Consider the following 18,504-nt stretch of genomic DNA (forward strand, 5'->3'; position numbering starts at 1 on the left):
GGCTGGGTGACCTGCGGAATGCCCCGCATGCTCGAAGCATGACCAGCAACGTTTCCACTGTTCCCGCATACGCAGCACCTGCCGCCGATGCCCCGTTGGAGCGCACCACCATCCCGCGCCGGGCGGTCGGTGAGCACGACGTGCTGATCGAGATCAAGTACGCCGGTATCTGTCACTCCGACATTCACCAGGCCCGCAACGGCTGGGGCGAGGGCATCTTCCCGATGGTCCCCGGCCACGAGATCGCCGGAGTCGTCACGGCGGCCGGCCCCGCCGTGACCAAGTTCGCCGTGGGCGACCGGGTCGGCGTCGGCTGCATGGTCGACTCCTGCCGTGAGTGCGACAACTGCAAGGCCGGACTCGAGCAGTACTGCCTGCGCGGCAACGTGCTCACGTACAACGCCGTCGACAAGGACGGCGAGCCGACCTACGGCGGCTACTCCACACACATCGTCGTGGACGAGGCCTTCACCGTCCGGATCCCCGACGGTCTCTCCCTGGACGTGGCAGCTCCGCTGCTGTGCGCCGGGATCACGACCTACTCCCCGCTGCGGCACTGGAACGCCGGGCCCGGCAAGAAGGTCGCGATCGTCGGCCTGGGCGGGCTCGGTCACATGGGCGTCAAGATCGCGCACGCGCTCGGCGCCGAGGTGACCGTGCTGTCGCAGTCGCTGCGCAAGAAGGACGACGGGCTGCGGCTGGGCGCGGACCACTACCACGCGACCAGCGACGACGCGACCTTCGAGGCCCTGGCGGGCACCTTCGACCTGATCGTCTCCACCGTCTCGGCGCCGCTGCCGCTGGACAAGTTCCTGGGCCTGCTGAAGACGGACGGGGCGATGGTGAACGTGGGCGCCCCCGAGGAGCCCGTGTCGCTGAACGTCTTCTCCCTGATCGGCGGCCGCAGGACGCTGGCCGGCTCGGGAATCGGCGGGATCCCGGAGACCCAGGAGATGCTCGACTTCTGCGCCGAGCACGGCCTGGGCGCCGAGATCGAGGTGATCCGGGCGGACCAGATCAACGAGGCGTACGAGCGAGTGCTGGCGAGCGATGTCCGCTACCGCTTCGTGATCGACACCGCGACGATCTGAGACCGGTCCATCGGGTCCGTCGGGTCCATCGGGTCCATCGGGTCCATCGGGTCCATCGGGTCCATCGGGTCCACCGGGCCCATCGAGCCGGCAGAGCCGGCCGGGGCGGACGCCCCGGCCGGCTCCCCGTGCCTGCCGACGCCCCCGCCGGCCGCCCGGGGACCGATCACCTCCCGGGTCACCTGGAAGTCGATCGACCGCCGCGACCACGGGGCATGATCGGTGCATGAGCGCATACGCGATCGCCAATCTGCGACCCCCGAGCCGTCTCGACGACGAGGTCTTCGCCTACATGGAGCGCATCCAGGCCACCCTCGACCCCTTCGAAGGCCGCTTCCTGGTGCACGGTGCCCCGGAGCGCGAGGTGGTTGAGGGCGACTGGCCGGGTGCGCTCGTCATCGTCGGCTTCCCCTCGCTGGACGCCGCCCGTGGCTGGTACGACTCCGAGGCCTACCAGGAGCTCCTTCCCCTGCGCACCCGGCACATGACGGGCGACGTCATGCTGATCGACGGAGTTCCGCCGGGGTACGACGCCGCCGAGACCGCGGCAGGGCTGAGGAAGGCGCAGCAGGGGACCGCGTAACGGCACCGTCGGTCACGGCCTTCGGGCCGCCCGGCAGGATCCGGCACGGGAGGTGTCCCGCCGGGGTACGCGCCCGGCCGAAGGCAGAGGGGGCTCAAGGCGACGCGATACCCGGGACGTTGACCGGCAGAGGCCTGGATCAGCCCCTGTCGGCACGGTTGGCATGCGCGCCGTCCCGTGCCGCCCGGCGGGTTCTGTCCGGCTCGAACTCCGCGAGCATCAGCTCCAGTGCGGCCTGGTCGGGCCCCACCCAGGGCGCGGCACCCGCCGCCGCGCCCAGCGTGTCGAGCAGGCGGCCCGTGATCCCGGGGGCGGGCGGCAGATGGGCGGAGAGGATGAGCTCGGGATCGCGGTCCCGTATCGGCCGGAACGTGTCGAGGTACTTCCGGGCATCGATGTTCTGGACCCATGGACTGTCCACGGTCGCCCACAACAGCTGCGCGGCCTCCAGGTCCTCGGGGTCGACCTCGCTCACGTCGTCGGCCTCGGCGAGTTCCGCAGTGGGAGTCGGTCCGCCGAAGCAGTCGGAGCTGAAGCACGCCCCCGACCGGTCGTCGAAGAAGGCGACGGTCGTGGGGTTGTCGTACAGCGGCGGCCGGAACCCGGTGAGCGTGCGGTCGCCGACGTCCAGGGACTGGCCGGGGTTCAGCAGATACAGCCGGTCGACCGGGATCGGGCGGTCGCACGCCATGAACCCCGCCGTCCCGAACGTACAGACGACGCGGGCCTGCGGGGCCGCGGCAAGCAGGTCGAAGATCCCGCCGGTGTGATCCCGGTCCGGGTGCGTCAGCCAGATCCACCGCACGTCGGCGGGATCCATCACCGAAGCCAGCGCCTCGGGAAAATTCCGGCCGGGCAGCCCGAGTCCGGTGTCGATGACCACGGGCTGCGCGGCGAGCAGCACGAAGGAATTGACCGAGAGATACCCGATCCCCGGCACCTCCAGGCTGTCACTGAGGACGCCGATGTCCGGCCGGACCCTGTGAATGCGCATACAACCATCGTCTGCCCGGGGCCATGCCCACGCACCCGCGCACCGCAGTCCGGCGGTGCACCCGGCGAAACGCGCGGGTGCGCAGGTGCACCGCGCGAATCCCGCTCCGCGCACCCGCGCCGTCGGTCGACGCGGGGGCAGAGGTCCTCGCTCGTACCGTGCGCCATGGTCACGGTCTTGTAGCCGGTGGGGTTGATCTTCATGGATGTACGCCCCGTCGACCTCCCAGAGTCGAAGGCCGAGAGCGTGTTCACGGAGTGTCCGCGGACCGGATGACGGTCACCGAGGTCACCGATGACCGGGGAACCGCCTCCCGCCACCGCGGCGGCCCCTCCCGGGAATCGGAGAACCCGCAGAGGTACGGTCGGCTCCTCGACTCCGACCTCAACAGCGCAAGGGACACCATCAGGTGAACGCCGGCCGGCCCCACCAGCCCTGTCACCCCGACCAGGACAAGGGCTGCCTGCGCTGGGTCCTGGGTGTCCCTCTGGTGATCCTCCACCTCCTCTCGTCCGGTCTGGTCTGGGCGGCCTTCGCCACCCGGCCCGGCGGTGAGTGGGACGACGGGGCCTATGCGGGCATCACCGCGGTCTGCCTCTTCGTCTTCGCCTGCAGCGGCCTCGCACTGGCCGTCACGCTCGTACCGTCCGTGCGGCGGACCATGGGGCCCTGGTGGCTCGCGCCACCGGTGGCGTTGACACTCCTCGCGTCACTGCGCTTGGCGACGCTCTGACGGCACCCGCGCGCCCTCGGATCCCGGCCCACGCTTCATTCCTCGCCCGCGCGAGCGGCAAGAACCGCTCCACCACGGCCCGTTGACCATCCGAGACGCGGTTCCGTGAGGTGTGCGTGAACAGAGGGGGTCATTGCCGGCTGACCGTGCGGGTCACGCCCGCGGCGATCGTTGTCGCCAGGATCCAGCCGGTGATGATCAGGGCGTACGACAGCCACTGGTGCCAGCCGTCAGGGGCGAAGGCCGACTCCTGGCCGAAGTTGATGATCGGCAGGAGCAGGTCGAGGGTGTAGAAGACGGGGTTGAAGTCAGGGGCCTCGTCCGCCTTGACGGGGCGTGGGTGGTCCAGGCCGTACGCGATCGATCCGACGGCCATGAGGGACAGCAGCCAGACAGCCGCGCGCAACGGGCGGAAGCCATAGCCGACGGTGGCGTCCTGGACCAGCCCCCACAGCCGTCCGTACCAGGTGAGCGTGGTGCGTCGGCGGCGCTGCTTGGCGAGTTGGACGAGCCGGGCCGCGTCGTCGTCACCGACGTGGCGGTAGGCCGCCATCAACTGCTCGTAGCCGTGCGGCTCGTACCGGTCGCCGTCCCGCTCCAGCATCGGCAGGCGGCGCTCGGCGGGCTCGTGCGGGGTGAGCACGGTGTACGTGAGATTGCTGAGATGCACCTGGTCCGGCAACATCTCCGGTTCGAGGGTCAGGATCTCTATATGAGAACGCCGTAGATTCAGAGCGCCCTCGATGGGATCGCCCCCGTGCAACCAGAGTTCACCGATGACACAACTGCTCGCCCGCAGTGCCGTGTCGCCCGGATGCGACAGGAGGGCGTGAAGCAGGTCGAGACGGCCCGATATGTGCGAGCCCCGGAGCTCGACCCGGCCCTGCGCACGTACACACCGCGCCCGTACATGCGCTCCCACACTGAGGTTCTGCGCGTCCAGCGCGGTGCCACCGGGCTTGCTGAATTCCGCGTCCTGAACGTTGATCCGCCCGGCGACGGAGGCGCCGGTGAGCCGTACCTGTCCGTGCGCGCGCATCTCCGGCGCCCACAAGTCGTCCCCGATCGCGGCCTGGTTGAGCTGCAGCACCGGCTCGGAGTCGTCCGGCGCCGTGAACTCCGCCCGCTCCATGAACAGCGCCCCGGAGATCTGCGCCCCGCCGAGCCGCACCGGCCCCTGCATACGGCAGTCCGTCATCCGCAGCACCCCCTCGACCCGCAAGGTCGCCGAGGCCAGGCCCGGCAGAACGGACTTGCTCAGATTGAGCTGGCGCAGCTGGGCGCCGTACAGGTCGGGAACGCCGTCGAAATGGCAGTGGCTCAGCCGGATGGCGGCGTCGACCGTGGCGTACTTCAGGTCCAGTACGCCGGTGATCCGCGCCCCCGTGATCCTGAGCGCGGCGATCTCCCCGTCCTCCTGCGGAGCCTTGAGCAGCAGCGCCCGCAGCACACTCGCCCGTACGGTCCGCTCCGCGCCCCAGGTGTTGCCGAGCGACGGATCCTCGTTCCCGGCGGCGCGGAAGTCAACGGACTCGCCTCGCGGGAAGGCCCGCCATATACGTACCTCGGCCGGCGTCAGGTCGTTGGTCTCGCTCACGCCGGGACTCTGGCGTGCTGCATTCGGGCTGTCAACTGCCGTACGGAGCACGCCGTGCTGTCCGACATCCTTCCACCCCGGCCTGCGCCCGGGCCTCGCCGAACTGCGCCTCTCCGCCCTGGAACAGCGCGCCGGGTTCGGCCGTTGCGCCCTCGGCGCACACCTGGACCAGCAGACGATCACACCGCACATACCGTTCCCGGCACGGCATGCCGGCCCCTGCCTCAGGCTCCCTCCGGGAGCCAGGTCTTCCAGGTCAGATCCAGGCGCCGGTACGCGTCGTCGAACCAGGCATCGGCCAGCGGGAGGGTCACCGTCACTGTCGTCAGGGACATCGAGTCGTCCTTGATCGTGACGTGAACCCGGTCCTCGTCGACGTCACGTTCGATGAACATCTCGGGCCCGCGTGTGCTCCCGGGCCACACGATGTCCTGCCCGGCATCGAGTGCGTCCAGGGCCTCCTGCCACTGCCCCAGCTCGTCCGGGAGGATCCAGGTGCTGAGACTTCCACGCACGAAGGGCGTGGCGACCAGAATTTCTCCAGTCAGTGCCTCGGTCTCGGACGGGCCCTGCCGACGTTCCGTCCCGGTGATTCGGAGGATGACGCTGCTGCCCTCGCCCTCAAGGTGGATCAGGTCGATCGGTCCCACAGTCACCGTGCCCTCCCGGCTCGCGTACGTCGCCGAACAATAGCCGCCGATCCGGACCGCCCGAGGCCCAGAGAGCGCCCAGTCGTCCACGTGGCGTCGTGTTCCGATCTCCCGCAGTGCAGCGGACCACGGGATGAAGAGGCATCGGGTAGTGGTGCGGTCTGCGTGCTGCTTCTCGTGTCGTCCGTCATCGGTCCGGCGACCGTCCGTTAGGCTCGCGTCGCCCACAGAGGTCCAGATCTTCACCGAGGGCAGGAGGACGGGGATCAATCGAGAGCGCCTCGTCAGAACCCTGACGTTCTGGCTGCGGCCCGCCTTCGCGCTGCGGGTCGTCAACCGGTTTCAGAAGATCGTGGGTTTCGACCGCTCGATGGCCCTGGCCTCCAGCGCCTTGACGGCATTGGTCCCGCTCTCCATCCTCATCGGCGCTGTCTTCGCGCCCTACGACGCCGCAGAGCGGATCATCAGGCGCTACAACCTCAGCGGAGCGGGCGCCACGGCAGTCAGCTCGCTGTTCTCTCCTGCCGAAGGGACCAGTGCGAGCCTGGGCATCTTCGGGGTCGTGTTCCTGACGATCTCGGTGCTGAGTTTCGCGCGAGCCGCGCAGCGACTCTTCGAACAGACATGGGAACTCAAGCCCCTCAGTGTGCGCAACACGCGGAACGGCTTGTGGTGGATCCTCACTCTCGGTGGCTACGCAGTGGTCACCGCGTTGCTCTCCGCGCTCCTTGGCGGGAAGGTGCTGGGTCTGGCTGCCTTGGCGTGTCAGCTACCGGTGACCGCTGCATTCCTCGTCTGGAGCGGCTGGATCCTGTCGGCGAAGCGGATCAGCCGGCCGGACCTGCTTCCCTTCGGCGTCACCGGCGCCGTTCTGACGGCGGTCTATTCAGTGGGCGCAACCATCTACATGCCGCGTCTGTTCAACTCCTCCGCCGCACGCTACGGAGTGGTGGGCGCAATCTTCGCCATGGTCTCCGCCCTCTTCGCAGCCATGCTCGTCCTGGTTGCATCGGCGGCACTGGGACGAGAAGTTCGGGACGAACTCGGCCGGATCCGTCAGGGCCGTCGCCCTTCCGACCGTGAGGTCCGCCGGCAGTGGGACAATGTGGTCGAGCAGACCCGGTCACAGTGGCGCACGGCACGGCAACAGGTCTCTCACCATCAGAACAGGGGCTCGAACCACTGATGGCCCATGTCAGGTCGTCGTCCGAGCCAACGTTGCTGACCAGCGACTTCCCGAACGACCAGTCCTCAGCCCGTGGTCTTGGTCTTGGTTTTGATGAGCGGCACGTCCCGCCTGAACCACCGTAACCCGACGCCGTAGTACAGCCCCGCGCGCCTTGGGATGCCCCAGCGCACCCAGGCAGGCGACCGTCATACGAGTGGCCCCGGCCGTCCGTGCCGGACGCATTTCGTGCAGGGCGTTGCCTGCTACGGCACCAACGGGCGGGGCCGCCTTCCCGTCGTCGGTGGGCACCTCCGGCTGTGCATGGCTCCACCCCGCTTCGATCGCCGGTGGCGCAGCACCGTCGAAAGCTGCAGCAAGCCTTGGATCCCGGGCGTCCCGGGAGGCCGATCGCTTCATTCTCCGGTCATGAGGCAGGGCATGATCGCCGACGTTGACCCGACGTTGACCCTGTACACGCGACGTGCACACAATCTGCTGGCCCGCGACGCCCGCTGGCGAACAGGGAGGGGCACCATGTGCGGAAATTGCGGCCACCGCGAGACCATGGCTGCAATCGCGCAGAATCCCGCGGCGCCGGTGGAGGTGCTGACCAGGCTGCTGAGCAAGGAAGCCATCGCAGCCTGGGACACGATCGCCTGGCGCGCTCTGCCGGACGAGGTGGTCGACGCCATCGTCACGCATCGCGACCACAGGCTGCGGGCAGCGTTCACGAGGAACCCCGCGGTGACGGCGGAACAACGCGCCCGGCTCGTGGACGATCCCGATCCGCACGTCCGCCGTGATCTGGCCGGCGGACCCGATGGGTTCCGCATCTCCGTCGAGCCACTGCCCCTGGCCGTTCAGCAGCGCCTGCTTGCTGATCCGGAATCTGCGGTCCGTCGAAGTGCAGCCTTCTGCCGCCACACAGCCTCGAGCCTGGTCGCCGGCCTCGCCGACCACCAGGACGCCGACCTTCGGCAGGCAGCCTGCCGCCAGTGGGCCTTGCTGACCGAGGACACCCGCAGTCGTCTGCTCCACGACGCCGACGAAAAGGTAGGTCAGGCAGCCCTCATGGAGGCCTGCCGCGATGACGCGGCCTGCACCGACCTTCTTCTCCACGCAGGAATCGGCCCGTACGACAGGCATCATGTGATCCGACACGGGGCCATGAGCAAGGCGACCGCCGAACATCTCGCAGCCAGCAGCGAAGAGGAGGACCGGCGGGAGCTGGCTTCCAACCCCAATGTTCCCATCGACATCGTCCGGACGTTGGCGGAGGACGATGCGCACAGTGTCCGGCTGGCGGTGTCGGTACGACCCGAGCTGACGGAGACCGAACGTACCGCCATCGACGTCACCATCAGGTCGTCCGACCGGCTCTACCCCGTCGAATGGGTTCTCCGCTGCACCGATCCTGACGTCCTGCGCCAATGCGCCGGATCGGCCAACACATTGCTACGGCGCAGTGCCGCCTGCAGCCGGCACCTGCCTGCCGACGCCATCGAACTGCTCTCCGGGGATGACGACTACGCCGTACGACTCCTGCTGTGCGAGAACCAGCCGACCGTCGCCGGCGAGGTGGTGTTGCAGACCTATCTGGACTGCCAGGTCATCACCAAGGGGGGTCTGCTGCGTCACCCGAACTTCCCACGTGCCGGCAACGGGCGGCGTTTCGCCGACGACCCGGATCCGGAGAAGCGATGGCTGGTCGGGCTCGATCCGCAAGCGGCCGTCGACGCCGTCGTCCGGTTGCTTGCCGATCCCGACGAGCGCGTACGCGCCATGGCAGCCGAGCACCCTGCTCTGCCCGTCGATCTCATCCTGCAATGCTGCGCGAATCCGCGGACCTCCCCCCACGCCCTCAGCAACCCGAGCCTTCCCGTCGAGGCCATGCATCACTACCTGGACGAGGCAGGCATCCCCCGCTGACGCGGATGGATCAGGAACCAGAAGCTGGACTTGACGGCCCTTGCGGGGGAGTTGGTCGGTACGGATGAGTGCGGGCAGGCGCTGGCGCCCTGTACAGCATTGGCGACCCTCCGGTCAGGGTGACCTGCAGGAATGATCCGAACTGACCGCCTTTGACGAGTGGATATGCGAGACGGCAATTGCTGGATAGAGTCGTCTCGTTACAACTGGTTGCGGGGGCAACCAAAGGTCCATTCGGCTGCCAACGTCCTGGGGAGGGCCTGCAGCACATGAGTCGTCGCTCTACTGGATATGTCGGCGTGTGGGCTGAGGTGCAAAGACAGCAGCAGCGCCAGCTAGAGGCCGAGGCCAGACAGCGGAGACAAGAGGCTCAGCAAGCGCGGGCCTACCAGCGGCGGGCCGCCCAGAGCCATCGCGAGTACAGGCAGGCAGAAGCGCTGCGTCGCACGCAGGAACTGGATGCACAAGTTGCGTCATTGCAAGGTCTTCTCGCTTCAGGTTGCCAGGCCCCGGCTTTCAGGGCGTCCTCACTCATGCGGCGTGAGGAGGTCCACCCATTTACCCCAGGACCGTTGGCACAGCCCGTGCCCATGCCGGATCTCAATCAGTACCAGACGCAGAGCGGCTGGACTGCGAGTCGCCGGGCCCAGGCACAGGCCGATGCACGGGCACGCTTCGAGCGGGACTGGCACGCGGCCCAGGCCGCCGAGGCGAATCGACTGCAGCAACTTGCTTCGTACCAGCGGGAGTACCAGCAGTGGGCGGACACTCAGTTGGCTGATGTGCGTGCGCACAACGCCGGCGTCGATGCGGTAACCGAAGGCGTGAGGCGCCAGGACCCCGATTATGTGGTCGAATACTTCTCCGCCGCCCTTTACGCCTCAGCGGCTTGGCCTGAAGGTTTCCCGCGTCAGGTTGCGGCGGCCTACGACCCGGCAGCCCGGCAGTTGGTGCTGGATTGGGAGCTGCCCGCCTACAGCATTGTGCCCGAGGTCAAGTCTGTTCGATACATGTCCGGAGCCGATCAGGACAAGGAGACTCCCCGGCCTGTAAGCCAGCGTCGAGCCTTGTACAGGGAGGTCCTCGCACAGTGCATGCTGCTTGTACTGCACGAGCTCTATGCCGCAGATGAGCTGGGTGCGCTTGAGTCGGTGGCCTTGAACGGCTTCGTCGATGGACACGATCCTACGACGGGCCGACCCGACCGAATGTTTCTTGCCACTGTCATGGCCGCGCGCTCTTCGTTCCGTGACCTGCACCTAGCACAGGTGAACGCCGAAAGTTGCCTGGCTGACGCCCTGCGAGGGCAGCTCTCAGCCAGGCCGGACCAACTCACGTCAGTACGGCCGAGCCGGCGGCCGGAAGATGTCGGGAACCGCGTCGTCGCCCACGGCAGCGATCAGGAACCAGATCTGTACGTCATGGATCCGGTCGCATTCGAGAGCCTCGTCGCCGATCTCTTCCGAGCCATGGGAATGCAAGCGGTGACGACTCAACGTTCGAACGATGGTGGTGTGGACGTCGACGCCCTCGACCCGACACCGATTCGAGGCGGCAAGATCGTCGTCCAAGTAAAGCGCTACCGCAACACAGTGCCTCCCACCGCCGTGCGCGACTTGTACGGGACTGTCCAGGACACCGGCGCCAACAAGGGCGTCCTCGTGACCACCTCAGGGTTCGGCCCAGGCTCACACACCTTCGCCAACGGCAAGCCGCTGGAACTGATATCGGGCACCGAGCTCGTCGACCTGCTGCACCGCCATGGGCTACGTGGGCGACTGGGCGAGGGCGACCGTCCGGCTGCTGCCCGGCCGACACCGTCAGGGCCCGACACTCGTCTGCCCGACGACTACAACGTCCTGGGCATGTCCTGGACGGGAAGCGTCGCCTTGGACGTGTGTGCTCTTGTCTGCCGGGGCAGCCGCGTCCTCAGCGACGATCACTTCGTCTTCTTCAACAACCCTCAGACACCGGACGGCTCAGTACGTGCTCTTCCTGCCGTTGCGCCGGACAAGGCCGCGATCTGCGTCTCCTTCGAAGGCCTGCCAGCGGATGCCGATCGGTTCGTACTCGTGGCCGCTGTCGATCCGGAGGTTAACCCGGATGCCGATCTCTCGGGCTTCACCGACGCATGCATCCGGCTACTCGATCCGGGCATGGCCGAGCAGGGGCGGCTTGAGGTCTCCGACGGTCGGCCGCGCGAGACGGCATTGGTTCTCGGCTCATTCCGCCGAAGGTCCAATGGGGACTGGGACTTCGTCCTCGGCGGCAAGGGATACACGGGCGGCCTGGAGCAACTAGTCCAGGATTACGGCATCGAGGTGGAGTAGATCGGCTGAGTCCGGGCATCACATCCAGTCCTGTGAGGGTGTAGACCTGGTCGTACGCCCGTCGGGTCTTCTCGCTAGGGAACAAGGGTGCCCCACGCAACTGGAGCCCTGGCTGATCGCGCTGCTCGTCAAACTGCCGCTGCACGACGGGGTCGCAGTGTGGGCGGCCACGGCGCGTGGGAAGTCGCCCACGTGACCGCCGGAGCCGTGCGGACTCCACGGTGTCTCCGGCCTGCCGAGCACCGCGCGGATCAGCGGCCGGGACGATGTCGTGCACGCGAGCGGGCGGCGTAAGCCGACGGGGTGTCGGTGTACGCCGCCCTGGGTGGGACGAGTTGCGGGAGGTGGCCCGCGTTGTCATGGTGGCTACTTCGGGTCGTGGTTGAACTTCGAGGTCGACCAGAAGTAGCCGAGCACCGCGAGGCCGACGCACCAGGCGATGGCGAGCCATCCGTTGTTGCCGATCTCTGTGCCGAGGAGGAGTCCGCGCAGGGTCTCGATGGCGGGCGTGAAGGGCTGGTACTCGGCGATCGGCTGGAACCAGCCCGGCATGGTGTGCAGGGGGACGAAGGCGCTGGACAGGAGTGGCAAGAGGATCATCGGCAGCGCGTTGTTACTGGCGGCCTCGGCGTTGGGGCTGATCAGTCCCATGCCGACCGCGATCCAGGTGACCGCCGTGGCGAAGAGCACGAGCAGCCCGAACGCCGCCAGCCACTCCAGGACGGTGGCATCCGTGGAACGGAAGCCGATGGCCACGGCGACGGCGCCCACGAGGATCACGCTCATGATCGACTGCAGCACACTGCCGACGACGTGCCCGACGAGCACCGAACCGCGGTGGATCGCCATGGTGCGGAAGCGGGCGATGATGCCCTCGGTCATGTCGTTGGAGACGGAGACCGCGGTGCCGACCACGGTTCCGCCGATGGTCATCAGCAGGATGCCCGGGACGATGTAGGCGATGTAGTCGGAGCGGTCGGCGCCGCGGCCGAGGCCCGCGCTCATCGCGTCGCCGAAGATGTATACGAAGAGCAGCAGCAGCATGACGGGCGTCAGCAGCAGGTTCAGGGTGAGGGACGGATAGCGCCGGGCGTGGAGCAGGTTGCGGCGCAGCATCGTGGACGAGTCGCGCACGGCGAGGGAGAGGGAGCTCATCGGACGGCCTCCTTGGACTGGTTGGGGATGCCGGCGCCGCCGGTCAGGGCGAAGAAGACATCGTCGAGGTCGGGGGTGTGCACGGTCAGCTCGTCGGCCTCGATGCCGGCCGAGTCCAGCCAGTCGAGGATGGAGCGCAGTTCGCGCTGGCTGCCGTCGCTGGGGATCTGCAGCGACAGCGCCTCGTCGTCCCGGGTCACCTCGCGCAGCGCGAGGGCGGCGGACCGGTAGGCGGCCGGGTCGGTGAAGCGGAGCCGGACGTGTCCGCCTGGGATGAGCTTCTTGAGTTCCTCGGCGGTGCCCTGGGCGGCGATCTTGCCGTCGTTGAGCACGGCGATGCGGTCGGCGAGCTCGTCGGCCTCCTCCAGGTACTGGGTGGTGAGGAAGACGGTGACGCCGTCGGAGACGAGCTCGCGGATGATCTGCCACATGTTGTGCCGGGAGCGCGGGTCGAGGCCGGTGGTCGGCTCGTCGAGGAAGATGATCCGCGGGTTGCCGACCAGGGTCATGGCAATGTCGAGGCGGCGCTTCATGCCGCCGGAATAGGTGGAGGCGGGCTTCTTCGCGGCGTCGGTGAGGTCGAAGCGCTCGAGCAGCTCGGCGGCGACCTGCCGTCCCTCGCGCTTGGAGAGGTGGTGCAGGTCCGCCATGAGGAGCATGTTCTCCTCACCGGTGATCAGGCCGTCGACGGCGGAGAACTGGCCGGTGACGCCGATCGCGGCGCGCACGGCCTGCGGGTCGGTGGCGAGGTCGTGGCCGCCGACGCGGATCTGGCCACTGGCGGGGTCGGGAGAGATGAGGCTGGAGAGGATCTTGACGGCGGTGGTCTTTCCGGCGCCGTTCGGGCCGAGCAGGGAGAAGATCGTTCCTTCCGGGACGGCCAGGTCGACGCCGTCGAGGACGGTCTTGTCGCCGTAGGACTTGCGCAGCCCGTTCGCCGCGATGGCCAGGTTGGTCATGAGGGTGCTCCTTCAGAGGCTGCGGGCGGTGACGTCGCCGTAGGCGGTGGTCGCGTGGATGTTCAGGCCGGCGGCGCTGCCGTCGGTGTTCTTGAGTGCGTTGTGGATCCGGCCGTAGGCGGTGCCGGCGTCCAGGGAGGCGGAGACTCCGCGGGCGGCGCCGACCGACACGTCGCCGGACTCGGTGCGCAGCGTGACCGTGCCGCGCACGGCCTCGGCGATGTGGATGTCGCCCTTCTGGGTGCTGATCTCCGCGGGGCCGCCCAGGCGGCCGACCGAGACGTCGCCGGCGAGGAGGCTGAGGCGGGCGCCCGCGGTCTCGTCGAGCTTGACCGCGCCCTGTGCGCCCTCGAAGGCGACGTCGCCGAGCCGTCCGACGCCCCGGAACTCGGCGCTGGCCGCCTTCGCCTCGATGCGGGAGCCGGCGGGCAGCTGGACCGTCACTTCGATGGATCCGGTGTTGCCGACGAGCCGGTTCTTCGCCGGTGCGGTCTCGACCCGCAGGATTCCGTCGCCGTATTCGACCGTGGTCTGCTCCGCCGCCTTCACGTCGCGGCTCCTCGAGGCGTCCGCGGGCAGGATCTCGACCGTGGTGTCGGCCCGGTCGGCGGCGATGAGCCGGATGCGTCCCGCGGGGATGTCGAGGACGGCCGAGACCGGGGTGGGAGTGGCGAACTTCTGCATCGTGCTCTCCTTGGGTCGTTGTTTCCGACGACGCAAACGCTACGTTGCGTTCAAGGATTCGGCAACGGAGTCGTTGCACGTGATCTGCATCAATGCAGGTCAAGGCCATTAAATCGTTGCAATAGTTTGGAATTTAATGCAACAGTTCTGGCTCTGTTCGTTGCAATGGATTGGAAGTGAACGCTATACTGGAGACACCACGGACCATGAAGGAGGCCGCTATGCCGGGAGGCAGGCTCACCCAGCAGGAACGCCAGCAGATCGCGCTGGGGCTGGCCGACGGCCTCGCCTACGCGGAGATCGCCAGACGCCTCGACCGCCCGACCTCGACCATCACGCGCGAGGTCATGCGCAACGGCGGCCCCACCGCCTACCGGGCCGACCTCGCCCACCGCGCCACCGAACGCCGCGCCCACCGCAGCAGGCAGACCGCGTCCCAGGACTCAAAGACACCCGCGCAGCCCCACGGGCGCGACGCCGAGGCCGTGCGCGAGTACGAGGAGACGTTCACCACCGTGCTCATGCAATCGGGCGTGCCCAAGATGATGGCCCGGGTGCTGGCCTGCCTCTGCATCAGCGACGCGGGCAGCCTCACCGCGTCCGAACTCGTCCAACGCCTCCAGGTCAGCCCGGCGTCCATCTCCAAGGCGATCGCGTTCCTCGAGAGCCAGGACCTGGTCCGCCGGGAACGCGACGAACGCCGCCGCGAGCGCTACATCGTCGACGACGACGTCTGGTACCAGTCGATGATGGCCAGCGCCCGGTCCACCGCCCGGGTCGTCGACATCGCACGGCAGGGCGTCGGTGTCCTCGGCTCCGGCACCCCGGCCGCCGCCCGCCTCGAGAACATCGCCCGCTTCCTCGACTTCGTCACCGAGAGCATCGTCCGCGCCGCGGAGCAGGCCCGCGACGTTCTCTACACAAAAGCCGAAACGACCTCAGGCGGCACTGACGAGCAAGCTGCAGATCGCTGATGGGCAGCCGTCCCGATGGTCACGGGCACGGACGAAGCCGCCCCGTCCCGCCTCGTCCCGCCTCGTCCCGCCTCGTCCCGCCTCGTCCCGCCCCGTCCCGATGGTCACGGGCACGGACGAAGCCGCCCCGTCCCGCCGAGCGTTCGCTGCCATGTGACCCCTCGGCCGCAGCCGGCTGTTGAGCGAGGCGGCCCGTCATCCCCGTAGGTGGGCGAGGAGTTCGTCCCCGAGGGGGTAGGGGCGTTCCTTGGGCAGCAGTCGGGCAGCGGAGTCCAGGTCACCACCGCGGACGAGGGCGTGGATCTCGTGGGCGAGTGGGGTCACGTCGCGGATGGAGACTGTCCATTCGTCCGCGTAGCGTCGTACGGCCTCACCGGAGAGGCCGAGTTGCAGGGACCGGTACGGCCGGGCCTGCAGGTGCAGGTCCCGCTCGGGGTCCCACTGCACGCGAGCGGGCGCACGCTTCAACTCGCGCTGCCAGGTGGCCCGGTCGTGGTGCACCCCACGGACGTAGCTGGACAGGCACGCGTGGCGCAGCGCCCACTCGAAGCCGTCACGGCTGATCTCAACGGCGAGGACGGTCTCCTGCCCCGCTTTCGCGCCCCAGCCGCAGCGGTACATCATCCACAGGAACGACGGCTTGATCCATGTCATCCTGTCCCGCTTCCACGCGGCGGGGAAACGGCCCTCCCGGACGGCGGGCCGGCCGATCTCCGGGGAGTACGCCTGGTAGACGGTGATCGTGGACTCCGCGTAGGCCGCACGGATCCTGCGTTGCGGTTCTTCCATGGCGTACAGCGTGGCGCCGGCCGGTTCGGACGGCCACTGATTATCGCCTGCCGTTCAGCGTGACGGAGAGCACCTGCCGCAACCGGGTACTCAGCCTGACGCCCGTCCCGCCGATCCCGCAGTACCCCGCCGGGTTCTTGCGCGGGCACTGCTGGGTTCAGGCCTCGATGGGTGAGGCAACGCCGGTGGACGGTCCCTCAGAGGCCGGCCGGGTGGCTGGAGAGCCAGTCGGCATGCCGGCCGCGCAGCTCGTCCCGCTCGGCGGGCGTGGTGAGGATGACGTCTGCGCCGCCATCGTAGGGATGGTGGATGCGGCGGAGTTCCGTGTCGGTGATGAACACCTCGACGACCGCCTCGTCCGCCACGGCGCGCAACAGCTCGTCGACGCAGCCGTGTTGCCATGGTCGACGGTCGGCGTAGAGACGCGTGTGGGTGTGGAACTCGGGGTCAGCGTCGTCCGTCTCCGACTCGGTCCACCAGTGCATGCCGTCGGGGTGCAGCTCTCGTCGTGGTGACGGCCAGCCAGCGGGCCCGGTCGGTGTGCTCGACCAGTCCATCGTCACGACGAACACGTCCGTGCCCGCGAACAGTCCGTCGAGAATCGTGTGGTACCGGTCCAGAACGATCGTGTACTCGTCCGCGGATTCCGGGTAGCGCTTCGAGCCGGGGAGGCTGTGGAAGCGCACCCAACGGTCCGCGTACGTCGTACGGAACGTGTGGGCGATGGGCGGGCCCGACGGCCGTCGGGCCCGCCACAGCGCTGCAAGCGGTGAAGGTGCGGCCTCGGCGGTCACCCGTCGGCCTTCGCGACCCCCACGGGGCAGGAAACCCCCGTCCCGGCGAGCCTGTGCTGCCATGTGACCCGTGGGATCAGGCACGCAGACCCGTGAGCCCGTCGTACGCGGCCGTGACGATCTGCAGTCCCCGATTGTCGTCCGCCGGTTCGCGCATCTGATGTGTCACGTACGCAACTGCCATACGGGCGTCAGGATCGATCATGACCAGTGAGCCGCCCCAACCGCCCCACCCGTAGGTGTTGCCGAAGAGTCCGTAGCCCAGACCCCAGCGCATCGGCATGCCCAGGACGCGGTCATCGCCCTGGAACTGCTCCTCCCGGGCACGGTCACAACCCGCCTGCGACAGCAGCCGCGCCCCCCTCACCGATCCTCCGCAGGCCATCACGGACTGGACGAGGGCGACCGAGCGGGCGTTGCCGAGCCCGTTCGCCGCAGGGATTTGCGCACGGCGCCAGGCCACGCTGTTCCCGTCGTGGACCCGTATCGGGGTCCCGGCGGGGGTCGAGTCGGCGGCGGGGGCACTCGCGGCGTAGCTGTCGTCCCGGGAGTGCGGCGGGATCGTGAGCGCCACCCGGTGGTCGTGCTCGGCGGGCAGGCCGATGTGGAAGTCCGCGCCCAGCGGGTCGGCAACCTCGTCGGCGAAGAACGCGCCCACGGTCCGGCCGGTGATGCGGCGTACGACCTCGCCCACGAGGAATCCCTGAGTGAGCGAGTGGTATCCGGCCTCGCTGCCCGGCTCCCATTGCGGAGCCTGCGCTGCCAGTCGTGCCGTGGCGGACGTCCAGTCGTACAGCTCGGCCACCGGCCCGTCCCAGTCGGGCAGGCCGGCTGTGTGCGCGAGCAGGTGGCGTACCAGCACCTTCTCTTTGCCCGCTGCGGCGAACTCCGGCCAGTACCGGGCGACCGGCGCGGCCAGATCGAGTTCGCCACGGTCGGCGAGAACCAGCGCGCACAGGGCGGTCATCGTCTTGGTGACGGACCAGACGTTGACGATCGTGTCGCGCTGCCACGGGATCGTACGGTCGGCGTCGGTGAATCCGCCCCAGACGTCCACCACCGGCCGGCCGTCCACGAAGACGGCCACCGAGCCACCGACGTCTCCCTCGTCCAGCAATGCCGCCAGCGCGCCGGGCACGGCAGTGAACAGATCATCGTATGAGCCGTGAATGTCCGCCATGCGGAGAATCTAGCCAGCTCGGAGTGACGCGGGGCAACTGAATTCCCGGCCCGCCAGGGGCGATTACCCCTCAGTGGCTTCCGGCGCAGGGGCGATGCCGGTCGGGCAGGACGCTCCCCAGTTCGTCTCGAACGGGGTACTCAGTTCGACGCCCGTCCCGCCGATCCCGCAGTACCCCGCCGGGTTCTTGTCGAGGTACTGCTGGTGATACCCCTCCGCGGCGTAGAACGTCCGGCCCTCGGCCGGGAGGATCTCCGTGGTGATGGTGCCGTAACCGGAGCCCGTCAGGACCTTCTGGTAGGCGTCGCGGGACGAGTCCGCGGCCGCCGCCTGGGCCGGGGAGTGGGTGTAGATCGCCGAGCGGTACTGGGTGCCGACGTCATTGCCCTGGCGGAAGCCCTGGGTCGGGTTGTGGGACTCCCAGAAGAGCTTCAGGAGCTGTGCGTACGAGACGACCGACGGGTCGAAGACGACGCGCACCGCCTCCGTGTGCCCCGTCAGGCCGGAGCACGCCTCCTCGTACGTCGGGTTCTCGGTGTAGCCGCCCTGGTAGCCGACCAGCGTCGTCCAGACGCCCGGGGTCTGCCAGAACTTGCGCTCCGCCCCCCAGAAACAGCCCAGGGCGAAGTCCGCGACCTCGAGGCCGGCCGGGTAGGGGCCGAGGAGCGGATTGCCCAGGACCGTGTGGCGGGCCGGGACGTCGAAGGCGGGGGTTTCGCGGCCACGGAGCGCCTGCTCGCGGGTGGGCAGCTCGGGCACGCGGCGGGACAGGAACATGCTGGGCTCCTCGGTCTTTCGGGTCCGTACACAGGAACGCACGGACCCCGCACAGCATTCCTGGGAGGGCCGGACCGCCCTGGTCGCGCGCCCGCGGGCCGGGCCCGCAGGTCGGGC

Annotated in this window: 19 protein-coding genes; 8 read left to right on the forward strand and 11 right to left on the reverse strand. The window is 68.6% G+C overall.

Annotation, left to right across the window (positions count from 1 at the left end; all coding sequences use genetic code 11):
- Positions 1 to 38 precede the first annotated feature (38 nt).
- Entirely contained in the window at positions 39 to 1,091 is a 1,053-nt protein-coding gene (locus tag AC068D_RS34075; RefSeq protein ID WP_478827005.1) for an NAD(P)-dependent alcohol dehydrogenase, read from the forward strand.
- Here AC068D_RS34075 and AC068D_RS34080 read toward each other — a convergent pair.
- Positions 1,058 to 1,273, reverse strand: coding sequence for a hypothetical protein (locus tag AC068D_RS34080; protein ID WP_478827006.1), 216 nt, complete (start codon positions 1,271 to 1,273; stop codon positions 1,058 to 1,060). The genes AC068D_RS34075 and AC068D_RS34080 overlap by 34 nt on opposite strands.
- A gap of 44 nt (positions 1,274 to 1,317) precedes the next feature.
- On the opposite strand from AC068D_RS34080, the gene AC068D_RS34085 reads away from it, so the two are divergent.
- Entirely contained in the window at positions 1,318 to 1,674 is a 357-nt protein-coding gene (locus AC068D_RS34085; protein WP_478827007.1) for a DUF1330 domain-containing protein, read from the forward strand.
- A 139-nt stretch (positions 1,675 to 1,813) separates the two neighbouring features.
- On the opposite strand, the gene AC068D_RS34090 is transcribed toward AC068D_RS34085, so the two are convergent.
- Positions 1,814 to 2,668 (reverse strand): MBL fold metallo-hydrolase, encoded by an 855-nt coding sequence (locus tag AC068D_RS34090; protein ID WP_478827008.1) that lies wholly within the window; start codon positions 2,666 to 2,668, stop codon positions 1,814 to 1,816.
- 272 nt (positions 2,669 to 2,940) lie between these two features.
- Here AC068D_RS34090 and AC068D_RS34095 point away from each other — a divergent pair, with 272 nt between their 5' ends.
- Together AC068D_RS34095 and AC068D_RS34100 are read left to right on the forward strand one after the other, a co-directional pair.
- On the forward strand, positions 2,941 to 3,081 hold the full coding sequence (locus AC068D_RS34095) for a hypothetical protein (protein ID WP_478827009.1): 141 nt from the start codon (positions 2,941 to 2,943) through the stop codon (positions 3,079 to 3,081).
- Positions 3,078 to 3,401: a hypothetical protein gene (locus AC068D_RS34100; RefSeq protein ID WP_478827010.1), complete on the forward strand. Its 324-nt coding sequence runs from the start codon at positions 3,078 to 3,080 to the stop codon at positions 3,399 to 3,401. Before AC068D_RS34095 ends, AC068D_RS34100 begins: the two co-directional genes overlap by 4 nt.
- 130 nt (positions 3,402 to 3,531) lie before the next feature.
- Here the strand turns inward: AC068D_RS34100 and AC068D_RS34105 are convergent, their stop codons facing one another.
- Together AC068D_RS34105 and AC068D_RS34110 are read right to left on the reverse strand one after the other, a co-directional pair.
- On the reverse strand, positions 3,532 to 4,998 hold the full coding sequence (locus AC068D_RS34105) for a membrane-associated oxidoreductase (protein ID WP_478827011.1): 1,467 nt from the start codon (positions 4,996 to 4,998) through the stop codon (positions 3,532 to 3,534).
- A gap of 224 nt (positions 4,999 to 5,222) precedes the next feature.
- Positions 5,223 to 5,654, reverse strand: a complete 432-nt coding sequence (locus AC068D_RS34110; protein WP_478827012.1) for a DUF5959 family protein — start codon at positions 5,652 to 5,654, stop codon at positions 5,223 to 5,225.
- Between the two features lie 346 nt (positions 5,655 to 6,000).
- Here AC068D_RS34110 and AC068D_RS34115 point away from each other — a divergent pair, with 346 nt between their 5' ends.
- The 3 genes from AC068D_RS34115 (at position 6,001) to AC068D_RS34125 (ending at position 11,075) form a co-directional block, all read left to right on the forward strand.
- On the forward strand, positions 6,001 to 6,834 hold the full coding sequence (locus AC068D_RS34115; RefSeq protein WP_478827013.1) for a hypothetical protein: 834 nt from the start codon (positions 6,001 to 6,003) through the stop codon (positions 6,832 to 6,834).
- A 408-nt stretch (positions 6,835 to 7,242) separates the two neighbouring features.
- On the forward strand, positions 7,243 to 8,745 hold the full coding sequence (locus tag AC068D_RS34120) for a hypothetical protein (RefSeq protein ID WP_478827014.1): 1,503 nt from the start codon (positions 7,243 to 7,245) through the stop codon (positions 8,743 to 8,745).
- A gap of 269 nt (positions 8,746 to 9,014) precedes the next feature.
- Entirely contained in the window at positions 9,015 to 11,075 is a 2,061-nt protein-coding gene (locus AC068D_RS34125; RefSeq protein ID WP_478827015.1) for a restriction endonuclease, read from the forward strand.
- Positions 11,076 to 11,441: 366 nt separating this feature from the next.
- Here AC068D_RS34125 and AC068D_RS34130 read toward each other — a convergent pair whose 3' ends face one another.
- The 3 genes from AC068D_RS34130 to AC068D_RS34140 are packed head-to-tail and all read right to left on the reverse strand — an operon-like array spanning position 11,442 to position 13,873.
- Entirely contained in the window at positions 11,442 to 12,230 is a 789-nt protein-coding gene (locus tag AC068D_RS34130; RefSeq protein WP_478827016.1) for an ABC transporter permease, read from the reverse strand.
- Positions 12,227 to 13,189, reverse strand: coding sequence for an ATP-binding cassette domain-containing protein (locus AC068D_RS34135; RefSeq protein ID WP_478827017.1), 963 nt, complete (start codon positions 13,187 to 13,189; stop codon positions 12,227 to 12,229). Before AC068D_RS34135 ends, AC068D_RS34130 begins: the two co-directional genes overlap by 4 nt.
- Before the next feature lie 12 nt (positions 13,190 to 13,201).
- A complete protein-coding gene (locus AC068D_RS34140; RefSeq protein ID WP_478827018.1) occupies positions 13,202 to 13,873 on the reverse strand; it encodes a DUF4097 family beta strand repeat-containing protein in 672 nt (223 codons plus the stop codon).
- Positions 13,874 to 14,094: 221 nt separating this feature from the next.
- Here AC068D_RS34140 and AC068D_RS34145 point away from each other — a divergent pair, with 221 nt between their 5' ends.
- The gene (locus tag AC068D_RS34145) at positions 14,095 to 14,847 is read left to right on the forward strand and encodes a GbsR/MarR family transcriptional regulator (RefSeq protein WP_478827019.1); all 753 of its coding nucleotides are present in this window, start codon (positions 14,095 to 14,097) and stop codon (positions 14,845 to 14,847) included.
- A gap of 195 nt (positions 14,848 to 15,042) precedes the next feature.
- Here the strand turns inward: AC068D_RS34145 and AC068D_RS34150 are convergent, their stop codons facing one another.
- From AC068D_RS34150 to msrA, 4 genes are all read right to left on the reverse strand, one after another.
- Positions 15,043 to 15,636: a DUF4291 domain-containing protein gene (locus AC068D_RS34150; protein ID WP_478827020.1), complete on the reverse strand. Its 594-nt coding sequence runs from the start codon at positions 15,634 to 15,636 to the stop codon at positions 15,043 to 15,045.
- Positions 15,637 to 15,833: 197 nt separating this feature from the next.
- Positions 15,834 to 16,430 (reverse strand): DUF3885 domain-containing protein, encoded by a 597-nt coding sequence (locus tag AC068D_RS34155; protein WP_478827021.1) that lies wholly within the window; start codon positions 16,428 to 16,430, stop codon positions 15,834 to 15,836.
- Between the two features lie 76 nt (positions 16,431 to 16,506).
- Complete coding sequence (locus tag AC068D_RS34160) at positions 16,507 to 17,610, reverse strand: serine hydrolase domain-containing protein (protein WP_478827022.1); 1,104 nt, start codon at positions 17,608 to 17,610, stop codon at positions 16,507 to 16,509.
- Positions 17,611 to 17,673: 63 nt separating this feature from the next.
- Positions 17,674 to 18,387, reverse strand: a complete 714-nt coding sequence (msrA, locus tag AC068D_RS34165; RefSeq protein ID WP_478827023.1) for a peptide-methionine (S)-S-oxide reductase MsrA — start codon at positions 18,385 to 18,387, stop codon at positions 17,674 to 17,676.
- Positions 18,388 to 18,504 lie beyond the last annotated feature (117 nt).

It is taken from the genome of Streptomyces sp. NPDC043861 (assembly GCF_056435905.1).

Bases quoted from the DNA above. Each gene is read 5' to 3' on its own strand.
- AC068D_RS34135 (WP_478827017.1), bottom strand. From the start codon at position 13,189: ATGACCAACCTGGCCATCGCGGCGAACGGGCTGCGCAAGTCCTACGGC.
- AC068D_RS34140 (WP_478827018.1), bottom strand. From the start codon at position 13,873: ATGCAGAAGTTCGCCACTCCCACCCCGGTCTCGGCCGTCCTCGACATC.
- AC068D_RS34125 (WP_478827015.1), top strand. From the start codon at position 9,015: ATGAGTCGTCGCTCTACTGGATATGTCGGCGTGTGGGCTGAGGTGCAA.
- msrA (WP_478827023.1), bottom strand. From the start codon at position 18,387: ATGTTCCTGTCCCGCCGCGTGCCCGAGCTGCCCACCCGCGAGCAGGCG.
- AC068D_RS34120 (WP_478827014.1), top strand. From the start codon at position 7,243: ATGAGGCAGGGCATGATCGCCGACGTTGACCCGACGTTGACCCTGTAC.
- AC068D_RS34150 (WP_478827020.1), bottom strand. From the start codon at position 15,636: ATGGAAGAACCGCAACGCAGGATCCGTGCGGCCTACGCGGAGTCCACG.
- AC068D_RS34085 (WP_478827007.1), top strand. From the start codon at position 1,318: ATGAGCGCATACGCGATCGCCAATCTGCGACCCCCGAGCCGTCTCGAC.
- AC068D_RS34090 (WP_478827008.1), bottom strand. From the start codon at position 2,668: ATGCGCATTCACAGGGTCCGGCCGGACATCGGCGTCCTCAGTGACAGC.
- AC068D_RS34145 (WP_478827019.1), top strand. From the start codon at position 14,095: ATGCCGGGAGGCAGGCTCACCCAGCAGGAACGCCAGCAGATCGCGCTG.
- AC068D_RS34160 (WP_478827022.1), bottom strand. From the start codon at position 17,610: ATGGCGGACATTCACGGCTCATACGATGATCTGTTCACTGCCGTGCCC.
- AC068D_RS34130 (WP_478827016.1), bottom strand. From the start codon at position 12,230: ATGAGCTCCCTCTCCCTCGCCGTGCGCGACTCGTCCACGATGCTGCGC.
- AC068D_RS34075 (WP_478827005.1), top strand. From the start codon at position 39: ATGACCAGCAACGTTTCCACTGTTCCCGCATACGCAGCACCTGCCGCC.
- AC068D_RS34095 (WP_478827009.1), top strand. From the start codon at position 2,941: ATGACGGTCACCGAGGTCACCGATGACCGGGGAACCGCCTCCCGCCAC.